The sequence below is a fragment of the Nocardiopsis prasina DSM 43845 genome (genome assembly GCF_000341265.1).
GTDB classification, from domain to species: domain Bacteria; phylum Actinomycetota; class Actinomycetes; order Streptosporangiales; family Streptosporangiaceae; genus Nocardiopsis; species Nocardiopsis prasina.
On record NZ_ANAE01000007.1, the window covers coordinates 1 to 22,465 of the forward strand.

Below are 22,465 nucleotides of genomic sequence, written 5' to 3' on the forward strand. Positions count from 1 at the left end.
CGCCGATCCCATGGGGATCACTTCGGCGCCCATCTGGGTCGCCATGCGCTGGACGAACGCCGGAGGCCGGGTCCGGCTGGCGGTGATGCGCAGCCGCTGCCCCTCGGGGCGCTCCTCCGGCAGCCACGGCGGGTCGACCGTGGACAGGCAGCTGCCCTGGGCGGGCAGCGCGACCGCCCCGGCGACCAGGTCGCCGTTCTCCCAGAGCGCCACGTGCACCGCCCAGTCGGTACGGCCGGGCTCGGAGAACTCCCGGGTTCCGTCCAGCGGGTCGATGATCCACACCCGCCGGGACCTCAGCCGTGACTGCTCGTCCACGCCCTCCTCGGACAGAACCGCGTCGCTCGGCCGCAGCCGCCCGAGCGCGGAGAAGAGGAACTCGTGCGAGGTGCGGTCCCCCAGTGTGCGCAGGACCTCGGGCTCGTCGAATCCGTGGCGGGCGCGCAGGCGCAGCAGCAGCTGTCCGGCCTCGCTCGCCAGGTCCCGGGCCACCTCATGATCGTTTCGGATGTTGTTCACCGGCTAGTATGCTCCCGCCCCACGGATCACCGCTGACCACGTCTTCCACAGGATCTGGATGTCCAATGTCAGCGACCAGTTTTCCACGTACCGCAGATCGAGTCGGACCGATTCCTCCCAGGAGAGGTCGGATCGGCCGCTGACCTGCCACAGACCCGTCATCCCCGGTTTGACCACCAACCGACGGCGGACGTCGTGCCCGTACTGGGCGACCTCCTCCGGCAGCGGGGGCCGCGGGCCGACGAGCGACATCTCTCCGCGCACCACGTTGACGAGCTGGGGTAGCTCGTCGAGCGAGTAGCGGCGCAGCCACGCCCCCACGGGCGTGACCCTGGGGTCCCGACGCATCTTGAACAGCACACCGTCGTGCTCGTTCCGGGGCTTGAGAATCGCCTTGAGCGCGTCCGCCCCGACCACCATCGTACGGAACTTGTACACGGTGAACTCGGCGCCACCCCGGCCCACGCGCGTCTGCCGGAAGAAGGCGGGACCGCCGCCCTCCGACCGGATGAGGACGGTCAGAACGAGGAAGAGGGGCGAGAGCAGGAGGAGCGCCAGCGCGGCGGCGCAGCGGTCGAAGGCCCCCTTGACCACGCGGCGCGCGCCCTCCAGCTCCGGGTGTTCCACGTGCAGCAGGGGCAGTCCCGCCACGGGACGGATGGTGGTCCGGGGACCCGCGACCTCCATGAGCGCCGAGGCCACGTTGAGGTCGGTTCCGGTCTTCTCCAGTTCCCAAGCGAGACGGCGCAGTTCCACGCCGTCCATCTCGGGGCAGGCCAGGACCGCGACGGTGTCCGCGCCGACCAGGGCGGCGGCGTCGGCCGCGTCCGTGAAGGAGCCCAGGACCGGGCAGCCCTCCACCTCGGTGACGTCCGACTCGTGCGCGGGCAGGCACACGCCCACCACGCGCATGCCGTGGTAGATCTCGTCGCGGAACCGCCTGATGAGGTCGCTCGCCGACACGCTGTAGCCGACGACCACGACCCCGCTCATACAGGCCCCGGAGCGGCGGCGCCGGTGCAGCGCCTTGCGGCGCGCGTAGCGCAGGCCGAGGGAGAGCAGGACGATCAGCGGCAGTGCGATCAGCACGTAGCCGCGGGCGAGGTCGAACTTGACGGCGTAGGCGCCGACAGCGACGGTCGCGGCCAGGATCGCGCCGGCGACCGCGACCCTGCGGTACTCCTCGGTGCCGACCCCCAGGAAACGGCGTTCGTAGCCGCCGCCGAGCCGGACGAAGACGATCCAGACCGGCGGCAGGACCAGGGAGAGCAGCAGATAGGGCGTGGTGGTCCCGGCCAGCAGGGCGTCATGGAACCGGACCAGGCTCCCGGCCAGGGTCGCCACTACGGCGGCGGTCAGGTCCAGGGCCACCAGGCCGAGGACGTAGGGGCGGAGCCAGGCGTCGGCCCGGGGTCCGGTGTTGACCGGAATCCGCCGGATACCCCGGACCGGCGTGCCGGGCCGCCGGGGATGCTCACGCCGTCGGACGGAGGGTTCTCCGTGGACGGTCCCACTGGTTGTCACCATGCATCCCCCAAGACCACGAACGACTTCGAATAATCACCATGGGTAACCACCCCCGCGCGCGTGGAACCCACGCGGAAGGCAGGGACGGGGAGTATCGCCGGGCACAGAACGCCTGTCGTCAACCCGAACAGTAACCAAAAGTAGTCGGAAAATCGCTGTCAGTGTCGGCCTGTTGGTAAAGAAGTCCCATTCCAACCGAGAATGTGTCTGTCCTGAGACCGTCGATGACCGTTTTGAGGGGACACAGCTGCACCAAAATATGTCCCGACCGATACTCGACGCGGCTCGCGGCCCCGGGGGTGCCGACTCAGGCGAGCGCGGGTCCGTCACGGCGGACAGCCTGAACACCCGCGCCGGGGATTCGGCCAGGGCGGGCGCCGAGTGGTTGACTTCGGACGCCGTGGAGGGCGCCGCGCACGTCGCACGCTGCGCGGGGGTGTTGCCCCCGGCAAGCCCCGCGCGCCCGCGCCCGAACCGCTGGAGGCGCTGTTCGGGCACGGGGCCGACCACGCGGTGCGCTACCGCCGGAGGTTCTCCGACCGGGGCCGCCCGCCTCACCACCAGCTCCGCGACCGGATCACCGAGCTCCTGGCGGCGTGCCTCGGGGCCCCGGCCGTCCGGGTTCAGGCGGCGGTGTGGAAGATGTTCTGCGCCCGGCCCAGACCGTCCTTGAGGATGGTGCGCACCGCGTCGGCGGCGCGCTCCACGTTGAGGTCCAGCTCGGGGGCCTCCGTGGAGGAGAAGTCCCGCAGCACGTACGCGGCCGGGTCCATGCGCCCGGGAGGACGGCCCACGCCGAAGCGGACCCGCAGGTAGTCCGGGCCGGACAGGGACGCGGTGGCCGACTTCAGGCCGTTGTGGCCACCGGACCCGCCGCCCTTCTTGAGCTTGAGCGCCCCGAAGTCGATGTCCATCTCGTCGTGCACGACGATGATCCGCTCCATCGGGACCTTGTAGAACTTCGCCAGCCCCGCGATCGGCCCGCCGGACACGTTCATGAAGGTGCGCGGCTTGGCCAGAACCACCGGGGCGCCCTCGATCCGGGTCTCCACGACCTCGGCGTGCGCCTTGTGGACCTTCCAGCGCTCACCCTTCTCGGAGGCCATGGCGTCCACCACCATGAACCCGGCGTTGTGCCGGTTGCCCGCGTACTTCGGGCCCGGGTTGCCCAACCCGACCACCAGCCAGCGCTCCGCCTCGGCCATGTCCTCGCCGTCCCCGCTCTTCCGGATACCCAACCTGCTCAACACTCTCCACATGCCGACCGACACTATCGGCACCCGAACCGCGCCCCGCCGCACGCAGAGCGCGCGGCCCCCGGATCGGGGACCGCGCGCTCTGTGATGTGTGGTGCGGGACCGCGCCTACTCGGCGGCGGCCTCCTCGTTGGCCTCCGCGGCCTCGGTGCTGGTCTCCGGCTCCTCCTCCACGCGCGGCGCGGAGACGGTGAGCAGGATCGACTCGGGGTCGGTCACCAGGGTGACGCCCGAGGGCAGCTTCAGGTCGGCGGCGGTCGGGTTGGCGCCGACCTCCAGCCCGTCGATGTCGAACTCGACACCATCGGGGATGCGGGTGGCCTCGGCCTCCACGGTCACGGTGACGAGCTCCTGGTTGAGCACGCCGGGAGCCTTGACCTCACCGGTGAGGGAGACGTTGATCTCGACCTCGACCTTCTCACCCTTGGAGACGACCAGCAGGTCGACGTGCTCCAGGAAGCCCTTGATGGCGTCGCGCTGCACGCTCTTGGGGAGGGCAAGGTTGTCCTTGTCCAGGCCACCAAGGCGAATCAGGACGTTCGGGGTCTTCAGGGCGAGCATGAGCTCGTGGCCCGGCAGGTTCAGGTGGCGGGGCTCGGTGCCGTGGCCGTAGAGGACGGCCGGCACCTTACCCGCGCGGCGGGCGCGACGGGAGGCGCCCTTGCCGAATTCCGTGCGGGGCTCGGCAGCGATACGTACCTCGGACACGACAAAACTCCTCGGGTTCAACCCCGCAGCACGGGGCACACGACTCCAGTAGTACGAACGATTCCCGCCCTCGGCGGAGAATTGTGACGGGGTCACCCAACTTGCAGGGGACTCGACCGCCCTGGTTCCAGGCGTGCCCGGCGAGCCGTCACCGGACCCGTCCGGCCCGGGAACGCTCGTCGCGCACCCCTGCCCGCGTTGATTCTAGGAGGAGACACGAAGGAATCCACCCGGACACGGGGACACTCGGCCAAGTCTACTGTCTCTGGTGACGACTCCGTACATGGCCCACCTCGGGACCGGTTCCGGCCTCGGCCGGACGGCACCCGCGCCGGGCGCGGGTGCCCTCGCCCCAGGACCTGTTTTCTGGATCCGCGCTCGCCGCCACCGGCGAAAGCATCCAAAAAAACAGGCCCTAGTCGAACAGGCTCGTGACCGAGCCGTCGGTGAAGACCTCGTTGATCGCGCGGGCGACCAGCGGGGCGATCGAAAGCTGCGTGAGCTTCTCGAAGGAGCGCTCCTCCGGGACGGGGAGCGTGTTGGTGATGACCACCTCGGAGATGCGCGAGTTCTGGAGGCGCTCAGCGGCCGGGCCGGACAGCACACCGTGCGTGGCGGCGACCAGGACCTTCTTGGCGCCCTGCTCGAAGAGGGCCTCGGAGGCCTTCACAATGGTGCCGCCGGTGTCGATCATGTCGTCGACCAGGACGCACACGCGGCCCTTGACCTCACCGACGACCTCGTGGACCTTCACCTCGTTGGCGACGTCCGGGTCGCGGCGCTTGTGGATGATGGCCAGGGGCGCGCCCAGGCGGTCCGCCCAGCGGTCCGCGGTGCGCACGCGCCCGGCGTCGGGGGAGACGACCGTGATCTCCGAGTGGTCGACCTGGGTGGCGATGTGGTCGGCCAGGATCGGAAGCGCGAAGAGGTGGTCCACCGGGCCGTCGAAGAAGCCCTGGATCTGGTCGGTGTGCAGGTCCACCGCCATCATCCGGTCCGCCCCGGCGGTCCGGAACAGGTCGGTGACCAGGCGCGAGGAGATGGGCTCGCGGCCCCGGTGCTTCTTGTCCTGGCGGGCGTAGCCCAGGATCGGCGTGACCACGGTGATCCGCTTGGCGGACGCGCGCTTGAGCGCGTCCACCATGATCAGCTGCTCCATGATCGACTCGTTGACCGGGTCGGCGTGGCTCTGGATGACGAACGCGTCACTGCCGCGCACCGACTCCAGGTACCGCATGAAGATCTCGCCGTTGGCGAAGGTGTCGAAGCGGGTGGGGACCACCTCTATCCCCAGCTCCTTCGCCACCTCCTCGGCCAGAGCCGGGTGCGTACGCCCCGAGAACAGCATCAGTTGTTTCTGGCCGGTGGCCTTCATGCCGGTCACGTGTTTCTCCCCCACAGTCACTGCTTGTTCGCGGCGTCGGCTCTGTGCCGTTCCGCCTGCTCCGCCGCCTCGGCGGGCGGAGTTCCCGGACGCTTGCGCCGCGTCCAGCCCTCGACGTTACGCTGCCGGTGTCCTTCGGAGATCGCCAGGGCACCGGGCGGGACATCGTCACGGACCACGGTCCCGGCCCCGGAGTAGGCTCCGTCGCCCACCGTCACGGGAGCGACAATGGTGTTGTCGCTGCCGATGCGGACGTGGTCGCCGATCGTGCTCCGGGACTTGTTGACCCCGTCGTAGTTGACGAACACGGAGGAGCAGCCGATGTTGCTGCCCACCCCGATGTCCGCGTCACCGACGTAGGTCAGGTGCGGGATCTTGGAACCGGTGCCGACGTTCGAGTTCTTGACCTCGACGAAGGCTCCGGCCTTGCTCCGCTCGGCCAGGCGGGTGCCCGGCCGCAGGTAGGTGTAGGGGCCGACGCTGGCCCCGGGGCCGATCTCCGCCCCGTCCGCGGTGGTCTCGCGGACCTTCGCGCCGTCGCTGACCACGGTGTCGCGCAGGTCGGCGCCGGGGCCGACCTCCGCGTCCTCGCCGATCCGCGTGGTGCCGTAGAGGCGGCTATTGGGGTGGACCACGGTGTCCGCGCCGATACTGACCTGGGCGTCCACCCAGGTCGTGGCGGGGTCGACGATGGTCACTCCCGAGAGCATGTGCTCCGTCAGAAGGCGGTCGTTGAGGACGCGGCGGGCCTCGGAGAGCTGGACCCGGTTGTTGACGCCCTGGACCTCGTTCCAGTCCTCGGCGCTCCAGGCGTCCACCGGGTGGCCGTCGCCGCGGAGCAGGCCCACGGCGTCGGTGATGTACTCCTCGCCCTTGGCGTTGTCCGTGGACAGGCGCTTGACGACCTGGCTCAGGAGGGCGCCGTCGAAGGCGTACATCCCGGAGTTGATCTCGTCCACGAGGTGCTGCTCGGGCGTGGCGTCGGCGTGTTCGACGATCTCCGTGAAGGCGCCGTCGGCGTCGCGCACGATGCGTCCGTAGCCGTGGGGGTCGGGGACGCGGGCGGACAGCACGGTGACCGCGTTGCCCTCCTTCTCGTGCGCCGTGACCAGCGAGGCGAGCGTCTCACCGCGCAGCAGGGGGGTGTCACCGCAGGTGAGGACGACGGTTCCGGAGAGCTCGACGCCCTTCGCGGCCAGGTCCTCGACAGCCATGCGCACGGCGTGGCCGGTGCCGTTCTGTTCCTCCTGCACCGCCGTGGTGGCCTCGGGGGCGACCTCGGCCAGGTGGGCTCTCACCTGGTCACGGGCGTGGCCCACGACCACGACCGTGTTGCCGGGTTCGAGTTCTCGGGACGCGTGGAGCACGTGGCCGAGCATGCTGCGGCCGTTGAGTTCGTGAAGCACCTTGGGAAGCTTCGACTTCATTCGGGTGCCCTCACCCGCCGCGAGGATGATCACGGCAGCCGGACGGTTCACGCTCACTGGAGGAGACCCCTCGTGATAGCTGGCATATGAACGTCGGCTCACCCTTCGGCGGCGCGACCCGCATGCCGCGCGGGCGGCCGTCGGATGACCAGCGGCCGACATGGGAAGGATACATGTGTGTCACCGGCACACATCAGGCACATGAGGGCGCGACGCGCGCGGCGCCCGGCGGACGCCCGCAGGAGCGGGCCGGCCGGACGCCGGTGTGAGTTGTACCGCCGTCCCTCCCGTGGGGCGCACGGGGTGCGTCCCGCCCCCTCGACGGGGACGGTCGCGTTGACGGCGGGGGTTGCTCCCGGACCAGGGCTCGAACCTGGACGATGGGGACCAAAACCCCAGATGCTGCCGATTACATCATCCGGGAACGCTCCGGACCGTGGTCCGGACGCTCGACACCAACATAGCGCCTCCCCCCGGGGGCTTGCCAAACCTACGGGGTCGTAGGTTACGGTTACGTAGGAATAGGTTGGGCCGTCCCGACGGGTGCACCGCACCCGTGACGCCGTCCCGACCGGTGACGACGTTCTCCGTGACGAGGTGTGCAAGACCCATGACCGCTGCCCCCGAGGTGCCGACCGAAGGCACCGAGAAGCCCGCCGGGACCGCCGCCGACGCGCCCAAGCGTGAGGCGATCCCCGAGTACGAGCCCGAACTACGGGGCAAGGCCGAGCGCTACACCGTCTTCGCCTTCGTGTTCGTGCCCCTGATCGCCCTCCTCGCCGCGGTGCCGTTCTTCTGGGGCTGGGGCCTGTCGCTGACCGACATCGCGATCGCCACGGTGTTCTACGTGATCAGCGGCCTGGGCATCACCGTTGGCTTCCACCGCCACTTCACCCACGGTTCCTTCAAGGCCAACCGCCCGCTGCGGATCGCGCTGGCGATCGCGGGCTCCATGGCCATCGAGGGCAGCGTCATCAAGTGGGTGGCCGACCACCGCCGCCACCACAAGTACGCGGACGCCGAGGGCGACCCGCACTCGCCGTGGCGCTTCGGCGACGACTGGAAGTCCGTGGCCAAGGGCATGTACTACGCCCACATGGCGTGGATGTACCTGGACGAGAAGAAGACCTCGCCGCGCCGCTTCACCCCGGACCTGCTCAAGGACAAGGACGTCGTCCTCGTCGACAAGCTGTTCCTGCCGATCGTGCTGTTCTCGCTCTTCGCCCCCGCCGCCATCGGCGGCCTGGTCACCATGTCCCTGTGGGGCGCGGTCACCGCGTTCTTCTGGGCGAGCCTCGTCCGCGTCGCTCTGCTGCACCACGTGACCTGGTCGATCAACTCCATCTGCCACACCATCGGCGAGGAGAACTTCGAGGTCCGCGACCGCTCCCGCAATGTGTGGTGGCTGGCCATCCCGTCCTTCGGTGAGTCCTGGCACAACCTGCACCACGCCGACCCGACCTGCGCCCGCCACGGCGTGCTCAAGGGCCAGATCGACATCTCCGCCAGGGTCATCTGGGCCTTCGAGAAGTTCGGCTGGGCCACCAAGGTCCGCTGGCCCAACAACGAACGGCTCGCTGCGAAGCGGGTCAAGGTCTAGGATCGACAACCATCATGGGAGCAGCCGACAGCGAGCAGGGAACCCGAGTGCGCCGCAAGCGCATGACGGGCAAGGAGCGTCGGCAACAGCTGTTGGGAATCGGCCGGGAGCTGTTCGCCGAACGAGGGTTCGACGCGACCTCCGTTGAGGAGATCGCCGCGCGGGCCGGAGTATCGAAGCCCGTCGTCTACGAGCACTTCGGTGGCAAGGAGGGCATCTACGCCGTCGTCGTGGACCGGGAGATGCGCACGCTCCTGGACATGATGGGCGAGGCTCTCACCGCCGACGACGCCCGAAGCAAGATCGAGAAGGCAGCCCTGGCCCTGCTGCGCTACGTCGAGGAGGACAGCGTGGGGTTCCGGGTGCTCACCCGTGATTCGCACGTGGCCTCCGGGACCGGCAGTTTCGCGAGCCTGCTCAACGACATCGCCAGCCAGGTCGAGCACATCATGGTGGACGAGTTCGCCGAACGCGGTTACGACCCGGCGCTCGCCCCGATGTACGCGCAGGCCCTGGTGGGCATGTGGGCACTGACCGGCCAGTGGTGGCTGGAGGTGCGCAGGCCCAAACGCGAGGTGGTGGCGGCGCACCTGGTCAACCTGGCCTGGAACGGGCTCTCCGCGTTGGAGGCCAAGCCGAGGCTGGACACACGCAGGAAGCGCTGACCCTTCTGTGGCGCTGGCCACAGGAGGGGACGTCGCCCCTGGTCACCAGTGGGGCGGGTGGGATTCGTATACCCGCCCCACTATCTTGATGTCAAGAGATATGCTGGTGCCATGCGCGATGAGGTGGATGGGCTGATCGAGGCGTGGCGCTCCGAGCGGCCGGACGTGGACGTGACGCCCCTGGAGGTGTTCAGCCGGGTGTCCCGGCTCGCGCGCCACCTCGACCGCGCCCGCCGCACCGTCTTCACCGAACACGCCCTGGAGCCCTGGGAGTTCGACGTCCTCGCCGAACTCCGCCGCTCGGGCCCGCCCTACGAGCTCAGCCCCGGGCGCCTGCTGCGCGCCACCCTGGTCACCTCCGGCACCATGACCAACCGCGTGGATCGCCTGGCCGCCGCCGAACTCGTGCGCCGCCGCCCCGACCCCGCAGACAAGCGCGGCGTGCTGGTCCGGCTGACCGCCAGGGGCGCCGAGCGGATCGACGCGGCCCTGGCCTCGCTCCTCAGCTACGAGGAGACCCTCCTGGCGCCGATGCCCGCCGCCGAGCGCGAACAGCTGGCATCGTTACTGAGAAGCCTTCTCGCGCCCCTCGACGGGATCCCGTCCGGCCCGCAAGGGTGACGGCCGTTCCGTCCGGGGGCACGCGTCACTCCCGTACGGCCCCTGGTTGGAGAGCACGTTGAGAATCCGCTGGACCGCCTTCCTCGCTGTGACCCTCGTCGTCGCGGGCTGCTCCGGTGGGGGCACCGATGAACCCACCACGAGCCACTACCTGTCCCTGGGCGATTCACTGACCGTGGGCGTACAGCCCGACGAGCAGGGGCGGGGACGGGAGACCTCCGAGGGGTACACGGACGTCCTGTACCGCTCCCTGAAGGACGCCGACTCCACTCTCCGACACGAGCGCATGGGGTGCGGCGGGGAGGACACCACGACCTTCGTCGGCGGCGGCATCCCCGGCTGCGACGACCGCTACGAGGCGGGGTCCCAGCTCGACCAGGCCGAGGAGTTCCTGCGGGAGAACGGTGGCGCGGTCGACCTGGTCACCCTCACCATCGGCGGCAACAACTTCACCGACTGTGTGGAGGGCGTCCACGAGGAGGCGCTCGGCATCGACGGGGTCGGTGTCGACGAGGCCTGCGTGGCGGACGGCCTGGAGCGCCTGGAGACCGAGGTGCCGGTGATCGCCGAGCGCCTGGTGGGGGCCGCGGACCCGGGCACACGGATCGTCGGGATGACCTACTACAACCCGTTCCTGGCCCTCGCCCTCCTGGAGGAACCCGGGAACACGAGCCAGTCCGAGCGCACCGTGGAGATCCTCGACCGGGTGAACGCGTCGCTGACCGCCTCCTACGAGGCCGCCGGGATCGACGTGGCCGACGTGGACACCGTGTTCGACGGCTCGGACACCGAGGTGCCCGCCGACAGCACCACGGGCATGCCGGTCAACCTCCAGCGGATCTGCGACCTCACCTGGATGTGCGACGCCGCCCGGGGCCCGGACATCCACACCAACCTCGCCGGCGCCCAGGCGATCGCCGAGGTCTTCCGCGACCGCCTCCGCTAGCCGCCGTCGGGCAGGGAGCGTTCGATGAGCTCCACGATCTCGGGGGCGTCGGGAACGGTGGCGGGGCGGAACCGGTGCACGGTGCCGTCCGGCAGGACCAGGAACTTCTCGAAGTTCCACTTGACCCGCCCGGCGTGCCCCTCGGGGTCGGGGACGTCGGTGAGTTCGGCGTAGAGGGGGTGCTGGCCCCGGCCGTTGACCTTCACCTTGCTGGTCATCGGGAAGGTCACCCCCCAGGTCATCGAGCAGTACTCGGCGATCTTCTCCTCACCGCCGAACTCCTGGAGGAACTGGTTGCTGGGGAAGCCCAGCACGGTGAAGCCCCGGTCCTCGTAGCGCTTCTGGAGCTCCTCCAGCGCGCCGTACTGCGGGGTGAGTCCGCAGCGGGACGCCACGTTCACCACCAGGCGGACCTTCCCGGACCATTCACCGAAGGTGGTCTCGCGGCCGTCGATCATGGTCACCGGGATGTCGTCCAGGTCAGCCATGGTGCCTCCTCCTGAGTTCGGAACCGTACGCGCCCTGCGAGCAGCCTACGGGGTGCCCGCCGACGGGAATGCCCGGCGGGTGACCGCGTTCTACAGGAGGTCCGGTGGAAGCGTTCCGCGGCCACTCCGGGAAGCCGTGCGCGGGGAGGCGACATGGTTCCGTCCGAGCGTTCGGCGGGCTCACGGCCCGGGGACGGGGAGCCCGTCCGAGGTCGGGTCGCCGAGATCCGTGGGCTGCTGACCGCCGACCGCGAGCGCACGTCCGCGTTGATCCTCTCCCTGACCCGGAGCTTCGACTCGATCGTCGAGGCGACCCAGGACACGGCGACGGACGACGAGCACGACCCCGAAGGGTCGACGATCGCGTTCGAGCGCTCGCACACGAGCGCCGCGCTCGCCGCGGCCGAGCGTCACCTGGCCGACGTGGACGCGGCCCTGGAGAGGATCGCCCAGGGACGCTACGGCCGCTGTGAGCGCTGCGGTGAGCCCGTCTCCCCCGAGCGGTTGCTGGCCCGGCCCGTGGCCCGCACCTGCATCGCCTGCGCGACGAGGGCCTAGGGGCCGCTGGTCGTCACGCAGCTGTCGGGCTGCTGCTTCAGTCGCCGACCAGCTCGGCCTGCTCCAGCCACACCATCTCCAGCTCCTCCTTCTCTGCGGCGAGGGTCCTGGCCTCGGCGTCGAGTTCGGCGAGCTTGGTGTAGTCCTCCGCTGCGGCCGCCATCTGCTCGTGGAGCTGTTCCTCGCGCCTGGCGATCTTGTCCATCCGCCGTTCGACGCGCTGCATCTCCTTCTGGGCGGCGCGGCGCTCCGCCTGGGACACGGCGGGGGTGACGGGCGTCTGCACGGCGGTCTCGGAGGCGCCCAGGGGCACGGTGACCTCGTCGGCGCTGGCCTCCCGGCGCTCCAGGTACTCGTCCACCCCTCCGGGCAGGAAGGCGAGGCTGCCGTCGCCCATCAGGGCGAGCACGCGGTCGGTGATCCGCTCCAGGAAGTAGCGGTCGTGACTGACCAGCACGAGGGACCCCGGCCAGCCGTCGAGGAGGTCCTCCAGCTCGGTCAGGGTCTCGATGTCGAGGTCGTTGGTGGGCTCGTCCAGCAGCAGCACGTTGGGCTCGTCCATGAGCAGGCGCAACAGCTGGAGGCGGCGCTTCTCACCGCCGGACAGGTCGCCGATCGGCGTCCACTGGCGCTCGCCCCGGAAGCCGAACTTCTCCAGCATCTGGCTGGCGGTGTAGTCCCGCTTGCCGATGGTGATGTGTTCGCGCACGTCCATGACGGCCTGGAGCGGGCGGGCGGTGGGGTCGAGCTCCACGACGTTCTGGGACAGGTGCGCCAGCTTGACGGTCCGGCCGGTGCGCACCGTCCCGGAGTCGGGCTCGCGCTCCTCGGCGAGGATCTTCAGCAGGGTCGACTTGCCCGCGCCGTTCACGCCGACCAGGCCCACCCGGTCGCCGGGGCCCAGCTGCCAGGTGAGTTCGTCCAGCAGGGTGCGGTCGGGGATGGCGACCGAGACCTTCTTGAGGTCGATGACGGTCTTGCCCAGGCGCGAGCTGGCGAATCGGACCAGCTCCACGGAGTCGCGGGGCGGCGGCTCGTTCGCGATGAGCTGGTTGGCCGCCTCGATGCGGAACTTGGGCTTGGAGGTGCGCGCGGGCGCTCCCCTGCGCAGCCACGCGAGCTCCTTGCGCATGAGGTTCTGGCGGCGGTCCTCCTCGGCGGCGGCCTGGCGGTCCCGCTCGGCCTTGGCCAGCACGTAGGCGGCGTACCCGCCCTCGTACCTCTCGACGGTGCCGCGCCCGACCTCCCAGGTGCGGGTGGTCACGGCGTCCAGGAACCACCGGTCGTGTGTGACGACCACCAGCGACTCCGGACGGCCGCGCAGGTGCTCGGCCAGCCAGGCGATGCCCTCGATGTCGAGGTGGTTGGTGGGCTCGTCCAGGATGATGAGGTCGTGGTCGTCCACCAGCAGGCGGGCCAGCCCGGAGCGGCGGCGCTCACCGCCGGACAGCCCGGACATGGGCACGTTGAGGTCCCAGCCGCCGAGCAGGCCCCGGAGGATGTCGCGGATGCGGGCGTCCCCCGCCCACTCGTGCTCGGCCCGGCCGCCCAGCACGAACTCGCCGACGGTGCTGTCGGGGAAGTCGTCGCGCTGGTGCAGGAAGCCGACCCGAAGCCCGCGGTTGTGCACGACCCGCCCGGAGTCGGGTTCGGTCCGCCCCGCGAGCACGGAGATCATCGTCGACTTGCCGCCGCCGTTGCGGCCCACCACCCCGATGCGTTCGCCCTCGTCCACGCCGAGGGAGACCTCGTCGAGGAGCACGAGCGGCCCGTAGGCCAGGGACACGTCCTGAAGGTTGACCAGATTCGTCATCACCTCCCATTGTGCTGCCCCCGCGAAGGTGCGCGGACCGACTGACCGCCAGGAACGACACTTTTCGCTTGTCGGCTCATTTGGCCACCGATCGCCGCACGGAAGGGCTACTCTTCTGCCCTGTCCTCGGTCCCCCGCTTGGGAGCCGCCCCCTGGAGGCTCGCACCGCAGGACGGACGCGTACCGAAAGGGGAGCCCATGCGCTCCATCCGTGCCGCCGTCGCGGCCGCCCTCCTCGCCGCCCTCCTCGCGCCCGTCCCGGCGCACGCGGCCTCCACCACGGGCGCCCTGATGATCACCCACGTGCGGCCCAACGCCGCCGGGGCCGACGTCAAGAACAACAAGCAGACCAACCTCAACGGCGAGTACTTCGTCGTGAAGAACGTGACGAAGAAGACCGTCAACCTGAGGGGCCACGTCCCGGACATCACCTCGAACACCTACGGCCGCGCCCTGCCCGCGTACAACCTCCCGGCGGGGGGCGTGGTCCACGTGCACACCGGCACTGGAAAGAACCACCGGGACGCCAAGGGCACGCACCACGTCTACCGGGGCTACGCGCGCCACGTCCTGCCCAACGACGGCACCGGGCGCAGCCCGGACCTGCGGCTGAAGAAGCCGGGCAGCAAGGACGACAACAAGGCCGCTGGCACGATCAGCAGCTGCAACTGGGGCAAGGCGGCGGACGGCAGAACGTACGGCTGCTAGGAGGGGGAACGCCCGGGGCCGCACCACGCGAGGCCCCGGGCGGGCTCTGGAAGGTCCCTACACCAGGAAGAAGTCCCGGGCGGACTTGGCGATTCCCTCGACGTCCAGACCGTGGACGCGGTCGTGGTCGGCGGCCGTGCCGTAGGCGCGCACCTCGCTGCGCCGTGACACGCCCAGGGAGAGCTGGCGGTGGCGGCGGTCGGCCAGGGCCTCGGCCACCTCGTGCGCCGAGGTGCCCTTCAGGTAGGGCTCCACGATCAGCACGTCGGCGTTGCCCGCAGCACCGGCGAGAGTGCTGAGCCCCTCGTGGTCGAAGGGACGGACGGTGGAGGTGTGGGCCACGGTGACATCGAGGTCCGCGGTGGCCTCCAGCACCCGGTCCAGCATCGGTCCGACCGCCACCACCACCCCGGCGGAGCGGGACGAACCGGTGCGCACCACGTTGAGGCGGGGTCCGACGGGCAGGGCCGCCCTGTTGCTGTGGGTGGACAGGCGCAGGTAGACGAGGTCGTCGCCGGGCACCGCCCGCTCCATCATGGTCCGCGCCTCGTCGGGGTGCCCGGGCACGTGCACGGTCCAGCCGGGGAGCGTGTCCAGGAGCGCCACGTCCCCGGGTGCCTGGTGGGTGCGGCCCTCGGCCGAGGTGTCGTGGGAGGCGCCGATGCTCACCAGGACGGCACCGACGCCCTGATGAGCGAGGGAGATCTTGAGCTGCTCGAAGGGGCGTTCGACCAGGAAGGGCGCGTAGCTGTGCACGATCGGGCGCATGCCGGTGAGCGCCAGGCCTCCGGCGACGCCGATCATCGCCTGTTCGCGGATGCCGAGGTCGATCACCCGGCCGGGGTGACGGGCGGCGGCGCGGCGGAACATGCCCGCGGAGATGGCGGCGAGGACCAGCGCGGTCCGGGGGTCGCGGTCGAGGGCCTCGTGGGTGGCGGCGGCGAAGGTGTCACGCATGTCCGGGCTCGCTTTCAGTTTCCGTTGCGGACGCGGGCGACGACGGCCAGCGGCCGTCCGGAGCCGGGGCGGGCGAAGGCGTCGTGGAGGGCGTCGTGGTCGCGGCCCGCGACCTCGCGGGTCTCCCATCCCTCGACCTCGAACCTGCGTCCGACACCGCCGGGCCAGCCGTGGGTGGCGGAGGCGTTGTCGATGACCACGACGGTCAGGTTGTCGGCCCCCAGGCGCGCGGCGGCGGCGATGGCCTCGTGGTTGCTGCCTTCGTCGAGTTCACCGTCGCCGACCAGCACCACCACGCGGGGTTCGGCGCCGTCCGCGCGGCGTACTCCCTGGGCGCGCAGACCGAGGGCGGTGCCCAGGCCGAGCGGGAGGCCGTGACCGAGGGAGCCGCTGCCGATCTCCGCGCCGGGGACCAGGACACGGTCCGGGTGGTGGCCCAGCGGGGAGCCGAAGGAGGTCCAGCCGCGCAGGGTGGGCACGTCGAGGAAGCCCTTGGCGGCGAGCACGGCGTAGAAGGCGGCCGGGCCGTGCCCCTTCGAGAGGAGGAAGCGGTCCCGGGCCGGGTCCTCGGCGGTCGCGGGTGAGACGTCGAGGACCCGGTCGTAGAGGACCCAGAGAACGTCGAGGGTGGAGTGAGCGGCGGCGTTGTGCTTCTCGTCACCCTCCATGAGCCCGATCAGCGCCGGGAGGTCGGCGTACCTGGAGAAGGTGGCTGGCGTCGTCATGCGCCCAGTGTTCTTCCTCAACCATGGTTGAGGTCAATGGTCGAAGTCCGCCGAATCACGACACTCAACTCAGTGATTTACGTCACACGATGGTGGTTCCGGGTACGTCGCCGTCCGCCGCGATGACCTGCTCGCACAGACCCGTGGACCGCAGGGCGGCCACCACCCCGGCCTCCCGCTCCGCGACGGCGGCCCGGTCCTCTCCCCCACCCCCGACCAGGAAGGCGCACGTGGGGCCCGAACCCGACACCAGGGCACCGAGCGCTCCGGCCGAGCGGCCCGCGTCCAGGGTCCGGCGCAGCTCCGGCAGCAGCGAGAGCGCGGCGGGCTGGAGGTCGTTGCTCAGGGAAGCGCCGAGGGCCACGGCGTCACCGCTGGCCAGGGCCTTCTCCAGAGCGGCGTCCGGGCGCGGCTCGGGGGCGTCGGGGCGCAGGCGGTCGTACTCACCGAACACCTCGGCGGTGGACAGGCCGCGCGGGGAGAGCGCGAACACCCAGCGGTACCGACCGGGGCTGGCCATGGGTTCGAGGACCTCACCGCGTCCGGTCCCCACCGCCGTGTCGCCGACCAACCCGAAGGCCACGTCGCTGCCGAGCCGGGCGGCGAGGTCGAGGAGCCGCTCCCGGGACAGGTCACAGCCCCACAGGCGGTCGCAGGCGACCAGGGCCGCGGCGGCGTCCGCACTGCCCCCCGCCATGCCGCCCGCCACGGGGATGCGCTTGTCGAGGTGGATGTCGACGGGGAAGCCCGCACCCGTCTCCTCGGCCAGCAGGATCGCGGCGCGGGCCGCGAGGTTGCTCTCGTCCAGCGGCACCCGGGCCAGGTGGGACTCGGACTGTCCGGTGGCGGTCAACGCGGTGAGGGCACGCGGCCGACGCGGAGACGCCGCCTTGACGGTAACCTCATCGAACAGCGAGACGGCGTGGAACACGTTCACGAGGGCGTGGAAACCGTCCTCGCGTCTGGGCCCCACCGCCAACTGGAGGTTCACCTTCGCGGGGACCCGCACGGTTACGGTGGTATCAACGGTCACGAGTCCCCAATCGTAAAGGAACCCCCACCTTGCGTGAACACAGACCCCTCCACGGGGTGCGCCGTGTTCACCGCCTCCCACCGGCGCGGACACCCGCGTCCAGGAGGGCGGGGCCACTCGATCCAGGGTTCGTCACCACTGTCATGTCAGTTACCGCCCAACCCCCGAACGACCCAATCCGGTCCGTGAGTGGGAATCAGGGCACAAACACCGCTACCTTGGGGCAAGGCGGGGTTTGGACACCGTCGGGGAGGGTCGCTTGCCGTCGGATGGGCTCCCGAAGAACCTGGAACCGCTGGCCGCCGGAGATCCGGCCACCATCGGTCCCTACGTGCTGTCCGGGAAGCTGGGTAGTGGCGGCATGGGAACCGTCTACCTGGGCAGTACGCCGGAGAAGAACAACCAGGTAGCCATCAAGGTCATCCGTCCGGAGCTCGCCTTCGACGAGCAGACCCGGGCGCGCTTCCGCGACGAGATGGAGAACGCCCGCAAGGTCGCCTCCTTCTGCACCGCGAAGGTGCTCGACCACGGGACGTTCGAGAACCGCCCCTACATGGTCACCGAGTACATCGCGGGCACGGCGCTGGCCGAGCACATCGCGGAGCACGGGCCGCTGGACTCCTCCACCCTGCACGGCTTCGCGCTGGGTGTGGCCGCGGCGCTCGCCGCCATCCACCGCACCGGGCTGGTCCACCGCGACCTCAAGCCCGCCAACGTCCTGCTGTCGCTCTCCGGTCCCCGGGTGATCGACTTCGGCATCGCGCGGGCCATGAACACCGCGACCAACCACACGCAGACCGGCATCGTCATGGGCAGCCCCGGCTGGATGGCTCCCGAACAGCTGTTGGAGGAGAAGGTCACCACCTCGGCGGACATCTTCGCCTGGGGCTGTCTGGTGGCGTTCGCGGGCAACGGCACGCACCCCTTCGGCAACGGCGACGCGATGACGCTGGGCAAGCGGGTGCTGTTCGCGGAGCCGCAGATCGGCAACCTGGACAGTCCGCTGGACCGCCTGGTGACCCGCGCCCTGGCCAAGGAGCCGGGCCGCCGCCCCACCGCCCAGGACCTTCTGCTGGAGCTCGCGGGCGGCGAGGACACCAGCAACCCCAACGACATGGTGTCGCACGCCCTGCACCAGTCCTGGCGGCCCAACCTGCCCCCGATGCCGCCGGGGATGCCGCATCCGGCGCACCACACCATGGCGGGCATGCGCCACCCGGTGCCCGGCCACTACCAGCAGGCCCCGCCGCAGATGCCGCCGCCCGCGCACCAGACCGGCAACTTCACCCGGTCCCAGCAGCACGGGCCGCCCCCGGGACACCCCGTGGCCGGTCACCCGGCCGGGCCTCCTCCCCCGGTCCCCCACAACCAGCAACGGCCCGCCCCGGCGGGTCCTCCCCCGGCGCAGCACCCCGCCGCCACCGGCCCCATCCCCATGGTGCCGCCGCCTGCCGAGCAGCAGCGGGGTCCCCAGCCGTACGTGCCTCCGGTTCCGCCGCCCCCGCACCAGCCCGCCGCGCCCGGCAGGAGGGGGGGCCTGTTCTGGGGACTGCTCGCCGCCGGTATCGGCCTGGCGCTGCTGCTCGTGATCGTGGCCGTGGTGATCCTCAACAGACCCGACGGCGCGGACGAACAGGGGACCCCGCCGCCCGCCAACCAGGGGCCGGACGACTCCGCCCCGGAACCCGACGTGCCCGACGACGGCCTCGGCAACATGGACCCGGACGTGCCCGAGCCCACCAACACCGACGGCAACGCGGTGTCCGAGGACGGCACGGTCCGGTACAGCGTCGAACTCCGCTGCCTCGACTCGATCCCGGGGCGTTCCAGCATCGAGGGCGGCGTGTACTGCGTGGCCGACCTCGCCATGGAGAACCTCGGGAGCGACGAGATCGTGTTCAGCTCGGCCGAGCAGCGACTGATCACCGACGGCAACCGGTGGATCACCGCCGAGACCCCCACCTCCGAGGAGAAGAAGGGTTCCCTCTGGGAGCCCGTCTCCCCGGGTGCGGAGGCCGGCGGCGAGCTGGTGTTCAGCGTGAGGTCGGGCGAGGAACCCTCCGTCCTGCTCCTCACGCACGCCCAGGGCGCCGAGGACACCGCCATCAACGTGTTCGTCAGCCAGGACTGACCCCGCCGCGTCCCCGCGGACGACGATCGGGCCCGGCACACCGTGTGTGCCGGGCCCGATCACGTCAGGTGGAGCGCCGCGCGGCTACTCCCACTCGATGGTGCCCGGGGGCTTGCTGGTCACGTCCAGCGTCACCCGGTTGATCTCGCGCACCTCGTTGGTGATGCGGTTGGAGATGCGGGCGAGCACGTCGTAGGGCACGCGCGACCAGTCGGCCGTCATCGCGTCCTCGCTGCTGACCGGGCGGAGCACGACGGGGTGGCCGTAGGTGCGGCCGTCGCCCTGGACACCCACCGAGCGGACGTCGGCGAGCAGTACGACGGGGCACTGCCAGATGTCGCGGTCCAGTCCGGCGCGGGAGAGCTCCTCGCGGGCGATCGCGTCGGCCTCGCGCAGGATCTCCAGGCGCTCCCGGTTCACCTCGCCGATGATCCGGATGGCGAGGCCCGGGCCCGGGAAGGGCTGGCGCCACACCATCTCGGGCGGCAGGCCCAGCTCCTCGCCGACCTTGCGCACCTCGTCCTTGAACAGCTCGCGCAGCGGCTCCACCAGGGTGAACTGGAGGTCGTCGGGCAGTCCGCCCACGTTGTGGTGCGACTTGATGTTCGCGGTGCCGGTGCCGCCGCCGGATTCCACGACGTCCGGGTACAGGGTGCCCTGCACGAGGAACTCGACCTCGGCGTCGTCCTCGCCGCTCTCGGCGACGACCTCGCGGGCCGCCTGCTCGAAGACGCGGATGAACTCGCGGCCGATGATCTTGCGCTTCTCCTCGGGGTCGGTGACCCCGGCCAGCTCCGACAGGAACTGCTCCTCGGCGTCGACCACCTTGAGCTTGGCGCCGGTGATCGCGACGAAGTCCTTCTCGACCTGGTCGGCCTCGCCCTTGCGGAGCAGTCCGTGGTCCACGAACACGCAGGTGAGCTGGTCTCCCACGGCGCGCTGCACCAGGGCACCGGCCACGGCGGAGTCGACGCCGCCGCTGAGCGCGCAGATCACGCGCTTGTCGCCGATCTGCTCACGGATGCGCTCCAGCTGCTCCTCGACGATGTTGACCATCGTCCAGGTGGGGCGGCAGCCCGCGCCCTCGTAGAGGAAGCGGCGCAGCAGGTCCTGGCCGTGCTCGGTGTGCATGACCTCGGGGTGGAACTGGACGCCGAACAGTCGGCGCTCGGTGTCCTCGAAGGCGGCCACGGGGGCGCCCGCGGTGCTGGCGGTGCTCTTGAACCCGGACGGGGCCTGGACCACGGAGTCGCCGTGCGACATCCACACGCTCAGGTCCTCGGGCAGGCCCTCGAACAGCACGGAGTCGGAGTTGGCGGTCAGTGCGGTGCGGCCGAACTCGCTCAGGTCGGTCCGGTCCACGACCCCGCCCAGAGCGCGCGTCATGGCCTGGAAGCCGTAGCAGATACCGAAGGTCGCGACCCCGGTCTCGAACAGCTCGGCGCCCACGCTCGGGGCGCCCTCGGCGTACACCGAGGAGGGGCCGCCGGAGAGGATGATGGCCTTGGGTTTCTTGGCGAGCATCTCCTCGACGGGCATGGTCGAGGGCACGATCTCGCTGTGCACGTGGCATTCCCGGACCCGTCGGGCGATCAGCTGCGCGTACTGCGCACCGAAGTCGACGACGAGGACGGTGTCGAACGTGCTGTCAGCACCAACGGACACGACGGAGGACCTTCCGCAGAAAAATGTGGATGTCCGTCCAGTCTAGGGCGTTGGCCGTGGTCGGGACGCATCGGTGGGTGTGCCGCCCGGCACGCGGACCGGGTGTCCGGACCAGGTGTCCGGAGCGTTCAACCCGCGAACCCTCCGGGGTTCCCGGACTGCCAGCGCCAGGCGTCGCGGCAGGCGTCGTCCACCGTCAGCTCCGCCTTCCAGCCCAGCTCGCGGGAGGCGGCCGAGGGGTCGGCGTAGCAGACGGCGATGTCGCCGGGGCGACGGGCGGTGACCGTGTAGGGCAGGGCCGATCCGGTGGCGCGCTCGAAGGCGCGCAGGCCCTCCATGACCGAGGTGCCCTGTCCGGTGCCGAGGTTGTAGACGCGGTGGCCGGGGGCGTCGGCGAGGTGGTCCACCGCGGCCAGGTGCCCGTTGGCCAGGTCCACCACGTGCAGGTAGTCGCGTACCCCGGTGCCGTCCGGGGTGTCGTAGTCGTCGCCGTACACGCTCAGCCGCTCGCGGCGTCCTGCGGCGACCTGGGCGATGTAGGGGAAGAGGTTGTTGGGGACGCCCTGGGGGTCCTCGCCGATCAGGCCGCTGGGGTGGGCGCCGATCGGGTTGAAGTAGCGCAGGGAGATGATCCGCCAGCTCGGGTCTGCGGTCGCGAGGTCGTCCAGGATGCGTTCGGCGAACAGCTTGGTGTTGCCGTACGGGTTGGTGGTCGACAGCTCGGCGTCCTCGACGATGGGGACGCGCCTCGGGTCGCCGTAGACGGTGGCGGAGGAGCTGAGGACGAGGTCGCGCACCCCGGCCCCGTCCATGGTCTCGCAGAGGGTCAGCAGCGCGTCGAGGTTGTTTCGGTAGTAGCGCAGGGGCTGCTCGACGGACTCGCCCACGGCCTTGAACCCGGCCAGGTGGATGACGGCGTCGATGTCGTGCCGCTCGAAGACGCCGCGCATCGCCTCGGCGTCGGTGCAGTCGACCCGGTGGAAGGCGACCTCGCGACCGGTGATCCGCTCGACCCGCCGGAGGGCCTCCTCATGGCTGTTGACGAGGGAGTCGACGACGACGACACCGTGCCCCGCCTGGAGGAGTTCGACCGCGGTGTGGGTGCCGATGTACCCGGCGCCACCGGTGAGCAGTACGTTCATCATCGCTTCCCTGGGATGGGCGGTGCTGGCCATCCCAGGATATGGGCCGCCCGGGCCCCGATCGGGTTATCCGCGCCACGATCCGTCACCCGGGTTCGTACCCCGGTATGAGGACGCGGGGTGGGCGCCAAGATCGTGTCCCTCGCCCTGGTGACGGGGGTGATGCAGGTGGTGATGCTGCTCCTGGTGGCCGTGACCGGGTCACTCGTGCTGGGCCTGGAAGGCGCCCTGCCCCGGGAGTACGCCCTCGTGGCGCTGCTGGGAGTGGTGCCCGCCCTGCCGGTCGTGGCCGCGCAGTCCCTGCTGTCGATGCTGTTCGGCTCGTTCACCCCGCCCGTCGCCCTGGGCCTGCTGGGATGCGCGATCGGAACGGGGGTCCTGCTCGGCGGCCAGGGCGGCGTCCTGTCCCACACGGTCCCGCACTCCGTGCTCACCTCGGCGCTGTTCGTGGGAAACAGCGCCGTCTCCGGCACGACGGGCCCCGACCCTGCCGCGGTGGTCGCCATCGTCTCCTCCGCGCTGGCCCTGACCGCGGCGCTGTGGGCGTTGTCCGCGTTCGTGCTGCCCCGCAGGGACGTGCCCTGAGGAGGGT

At 70.6% G+C, this 22,465-nt stretch carries 21 protein-coding genes; 8 read left to right on the plus strand and 13 right to left on the minus strand.

The window, feature by feature from the left end:
- The 6 genes from D452_RS0100625 to glmU form a co-directional block, all read right to left on the minus strand.
- Nucleotides 1–519, minus strand: a 519-nt coding sequence (locus tag D452_RS0100625) for an inositol monophosphatase family protein (protein ID WP_040692683.1), incomplete at its 3' end; no start/stop codon positions are given.
- A gap of 3 nt (nucleotides 520–522) precedes the next feature.
- Nucleotides 523–2,046 carry a sugar transferase gene (locus D452_RS0100630; protein WP_017542249.1) on the minus strand — a complete coding sequence of 508 codons (1,524 nt, stop codon included), beginning with the start codon at nucleotides 2,044–2,046 and terminating at the stop codon, nucleotides 523–525.
- A gap of 623 nt (nucleotides 2,047–2,669) precedes the next feature.
- Nucleotides 2,670–3,305, minus strand: a complete 636-nt coding sequence (pth, locus tag D452_RS0100635; protein WP_026128850.1) for an aminoacyl-tRNA hydrolase — start codon at nucleotides 3,303–3,305, stop codon at nucleotides 2,670–2,672.
- Between the two features lie 105 nt (nucleotides 3,306–3,410).
- Nucleotides 3,411–4,010 carry a 50S ribosomal protein L25/general stress protein Ctc gene (locus D452_RS0100640; RefSeq protein WP_017542251.1) on the minus strand — a complete coding sequence of 200 codons (600 nt, stop codon included), beginning with the start codon at nucleotides 4,008–4,010 and terminating at the stop codon, nucleotides 3,411–3,413.
- A gap of 415 nt (nucleotides 4,011–4,425) precedes the next feature.
- Nucleotides 4,426–5,394, minus strand: coding sequence for a ribose-phosphate diphosphokinase (locus D452_RS0100645; protein ID WP_017542252.1), 969 nt, complete (start codon nucleotides 5,392–5,394; stop codon nucleotides 4,426–4,428).
- Between the two features lie 17 nt (nucleotides 5,395–5,411).
- A complete protein-coding gene (gene glmU / locus D452_RS0100650) occupies nucleotides 5,412–6,878 on the minus strand; it encodes a bifunctional UDP-N-acetylglucosamine diphosphorylase/glucosamine-1-phosphate N-acetyltransferase GlmU (protein WP_017542253.1) in 1,467 nt (488 codons plus the stop codon).
- A 553-nt stretch (nucleotides 6,879–7,431) separates the two neighbouring features.
- Between glmU and D452_RS0100655 the strand changes: the two genes are divergently transcribed.
- From D452_RS0100655 to D452_RS0100670, 4 genes are all read left to right on the plus strand, one after another.
- Nucleotides 7,432–8,421: an acyl-CoA desaturase gene (locus D452_RS0100655; RefSeq protein WP_017542254.1), complete on the plus strand. Its 990-nt coding sequence runs from the start codon at nucleotides 7,432–7,434 to the stop codon at nucleotides 8,419–8,421.
- Nucleotides 8,422–8,435: 14 nt separating this feature from the next.
- A complete protein-coding gene (locus D452_RS0100660) occupies nucleotides 8,436–9,086 on the plus strand; it encodes a TetR/AcrR family transcriptional regulator (RefSeq protein ID WP_026128851.1) in 651 nt (216 codons plus the stop codon).
- 111 nt (nucleotides 9,087–9,197) lie between these two features.
- A complete protein-coding gene (locus tag D452_RS0100665) occupies nucleotides 9,198–9,707 on the plus strand; it encodes a MarR family winged helix-turn-helix transcriptional regulator (RefSeq protein WP_017542256.1) in 510 nt (169 codons plus the stop codon).
- A gap of 58 nt (nucleotides 9,708–9,765) precedes the next feature.
- The gene (locus tag D452_RS0100670; RefSeq protein ID WP_040692678.1) at nucleotides 9,766–10,653 is read left to right on the plus strand and encodes a GDSL-type esterase/lipase family protein; all 888 of its coding nucleotides are present in this window, start codon (nucleotides 9,766–9,768) and stop codon (nucleotides 10,651–10,653) included.
- On the opposite strand, the gene D452_RS0100675 is transcribed toward D452_RS0100670, so the two are convergent.
- Nucleotides 10,650–11,141: a glutathione peroxidase gene (locus tag D452_RS0100675; protein ID WP_017542258.1), complete on the minus strand. Its 492-nt coding sequence runs from the start codon at nucleotides 11,139–11,141 to the stop codon at nucleotides 10,650–10,652. The two genes, D452_RS0100670 and D452_RS0100675, sit on opposite strands and share 4 nt — an antisense overlap.
- Nucleotides 11,142–11,294: 153 nt before the next feature.
- On the opposite strand from D452_RS0100675, the gene D452_RS0100680 reads away from it, so the two are divergent.
- On the plus strand, nucleotides 11,295–11,699 hold the full coding sequence (locus D452_RS0100680) for a TraR/DksA family transcriptional regulator (RefSeq protein WP_017542259.1): 405 nt from the start codon (nucleotides 11,295–11,297) through the stop codon (nucleotides 11,697–11,699).
- Nucleotides 11,700–11,736: 37 nt separating this feature from the next.
- Here D452_RS0100680 and D452_RS0100685 read toward each other — a convergent pair whose 3' ends face one another.
- A complete protein-coding gene (locus tag D452_RS0100685; RefSeq protein WP_017542260.1) occupies nucleotides 11,737–13,512 on the minus strand; it encodes an ABC-F family ATP-binding cassette domain-containing protein in 1,776 nt (591 codons plus the stop codon).
- A gap of 198 nt (nucleotides 13,513–13,710) precedes the next feature.
- On the opposite strand from D452_RS0100685, the gene D452_RS0100690 reads away from it, so the two are divergent.
- Nucleotides 13,711–14,220, plus strand: coding sequence for a hypothetical protein (locus D452_RS0100690; protein ID WP_017542261.1), 510 nt, complete (start codon nucleotides 13,711–13,713; stop codon nucleotides 14,218–14,220).
- Nucleotides 14,221–14,277: 57 nt separating this feature from the next.
- On the opposite strand, the gene D452_RS0100695 is transcribed toward D452_RS0100690, so the two are convergent.
- From D452_RS0100695 to D452_RS0100705, 3 genes are all read right to left on the minus strand, one after another.
- Nucleotides 14,278–15,177, minus strand: coding sequence for a transketolase family protein (locus tag D452_RS0100695; RefSeq protein WP_017542262.1), 900 nt, complete (start codon nucleotides 15,175–15,177; stop codon nucleotides 14,278–14,280).
- A gap of 14 nt (nucleotides 15,178–15,191) precedes the next feature.
- Nucleotides 15,192–15,902, minus strand: coding sequence for a thiamine pyrophosphate-dependent enzyme (locus tag D452_RS0100700; RefSeq protein ID WP_017542263.1), 711 nt, complete (start codon nucleotides 15,900–15,902; stop codon nucleotides 15,192–15,194).
- Between the two features lie 82 nt (nucleotides 15,903–15,984).
- The gene (locus D452_RS0100705) at nucleotides 15,985–16,935 is read right to left on the minus strand and encodes a 4-(cytidine 5'-diphospho)-2-C-methyl-D-erythritol kinase (RefSeq protein WP_083927416.1); all 951 of its coding nucleotides are present in this window, start codon (nucleotides 16,933–16,935) and stop codon (nucleotides 15,985–15,987) included.
- A 259-nt stretch (nucleotides 16,936–17,194) separates the two neighbouring features.
- Between D452_RS0100705 and D452_RS0100710 the strand changes: the two genes are divergently transcribed.
- The gene (locus tag D452_RS0100710) at nucleotides 17,195–19,066 is read left to right on the plus strand and encodes a serine/threonine-protein kinase (protein WP_017542265.1); all 1,872 of its coding nucleotides are present in this window, start codon (nucleotides 17,195–17,197) and stop codon (nucleotides 19,064–19,066) included.
- An 84-nt stretch (nucleotides 19,067–19,150) separates the two neighbouring features.
- Here the strand turns inward: D452_RS0100710 and guaA are convergent, their stop codons facing one another.
- Nucleotides 19,151–20,731, minus strand: coding sequence for a glutamine-hydrolyzing GMP synthase (gene guaA, locus D452_RS0100715; protein WP_017542266.1), 1,581 nt, complete (start codon nucleotides 20,729–20,731; stop codon nucleotides 19,151–19,153).
- Between the two features lie 128 nt (nucleotides 20,732–20,859).
- Complete coding sequence (galE, locus tag D452_RS0100720; RefSeq protein WP_017542267.1) at nucleotides 20,860–21,873, minus strand: UDP-glucose 4-epimerase GalE; 1,014 nt, start codon at nucleotides 21,871–21,873, stop codon at nucleotides 20,860–20,862.
- A gap of 120 nt (nucleotides 21,874–21,993) precedes the next feature.
- Between galE and D452_RS27335 the strand changes: the two genes are divergently transcribed.
- On the plus strand, nucleotides 21,994–22,458 hold the full coding sequence (locus D452_RS27335; protein ID WP_017542268.1) for an ABC-2 family transporter permease: 465 nt from the start codon (nucleotides 21,994–21,996) through the stop codon (nucleotides 22,456–22,458).
- Nucleotides 22,459–22,465 lie beyond the last annotated feature (7 nt).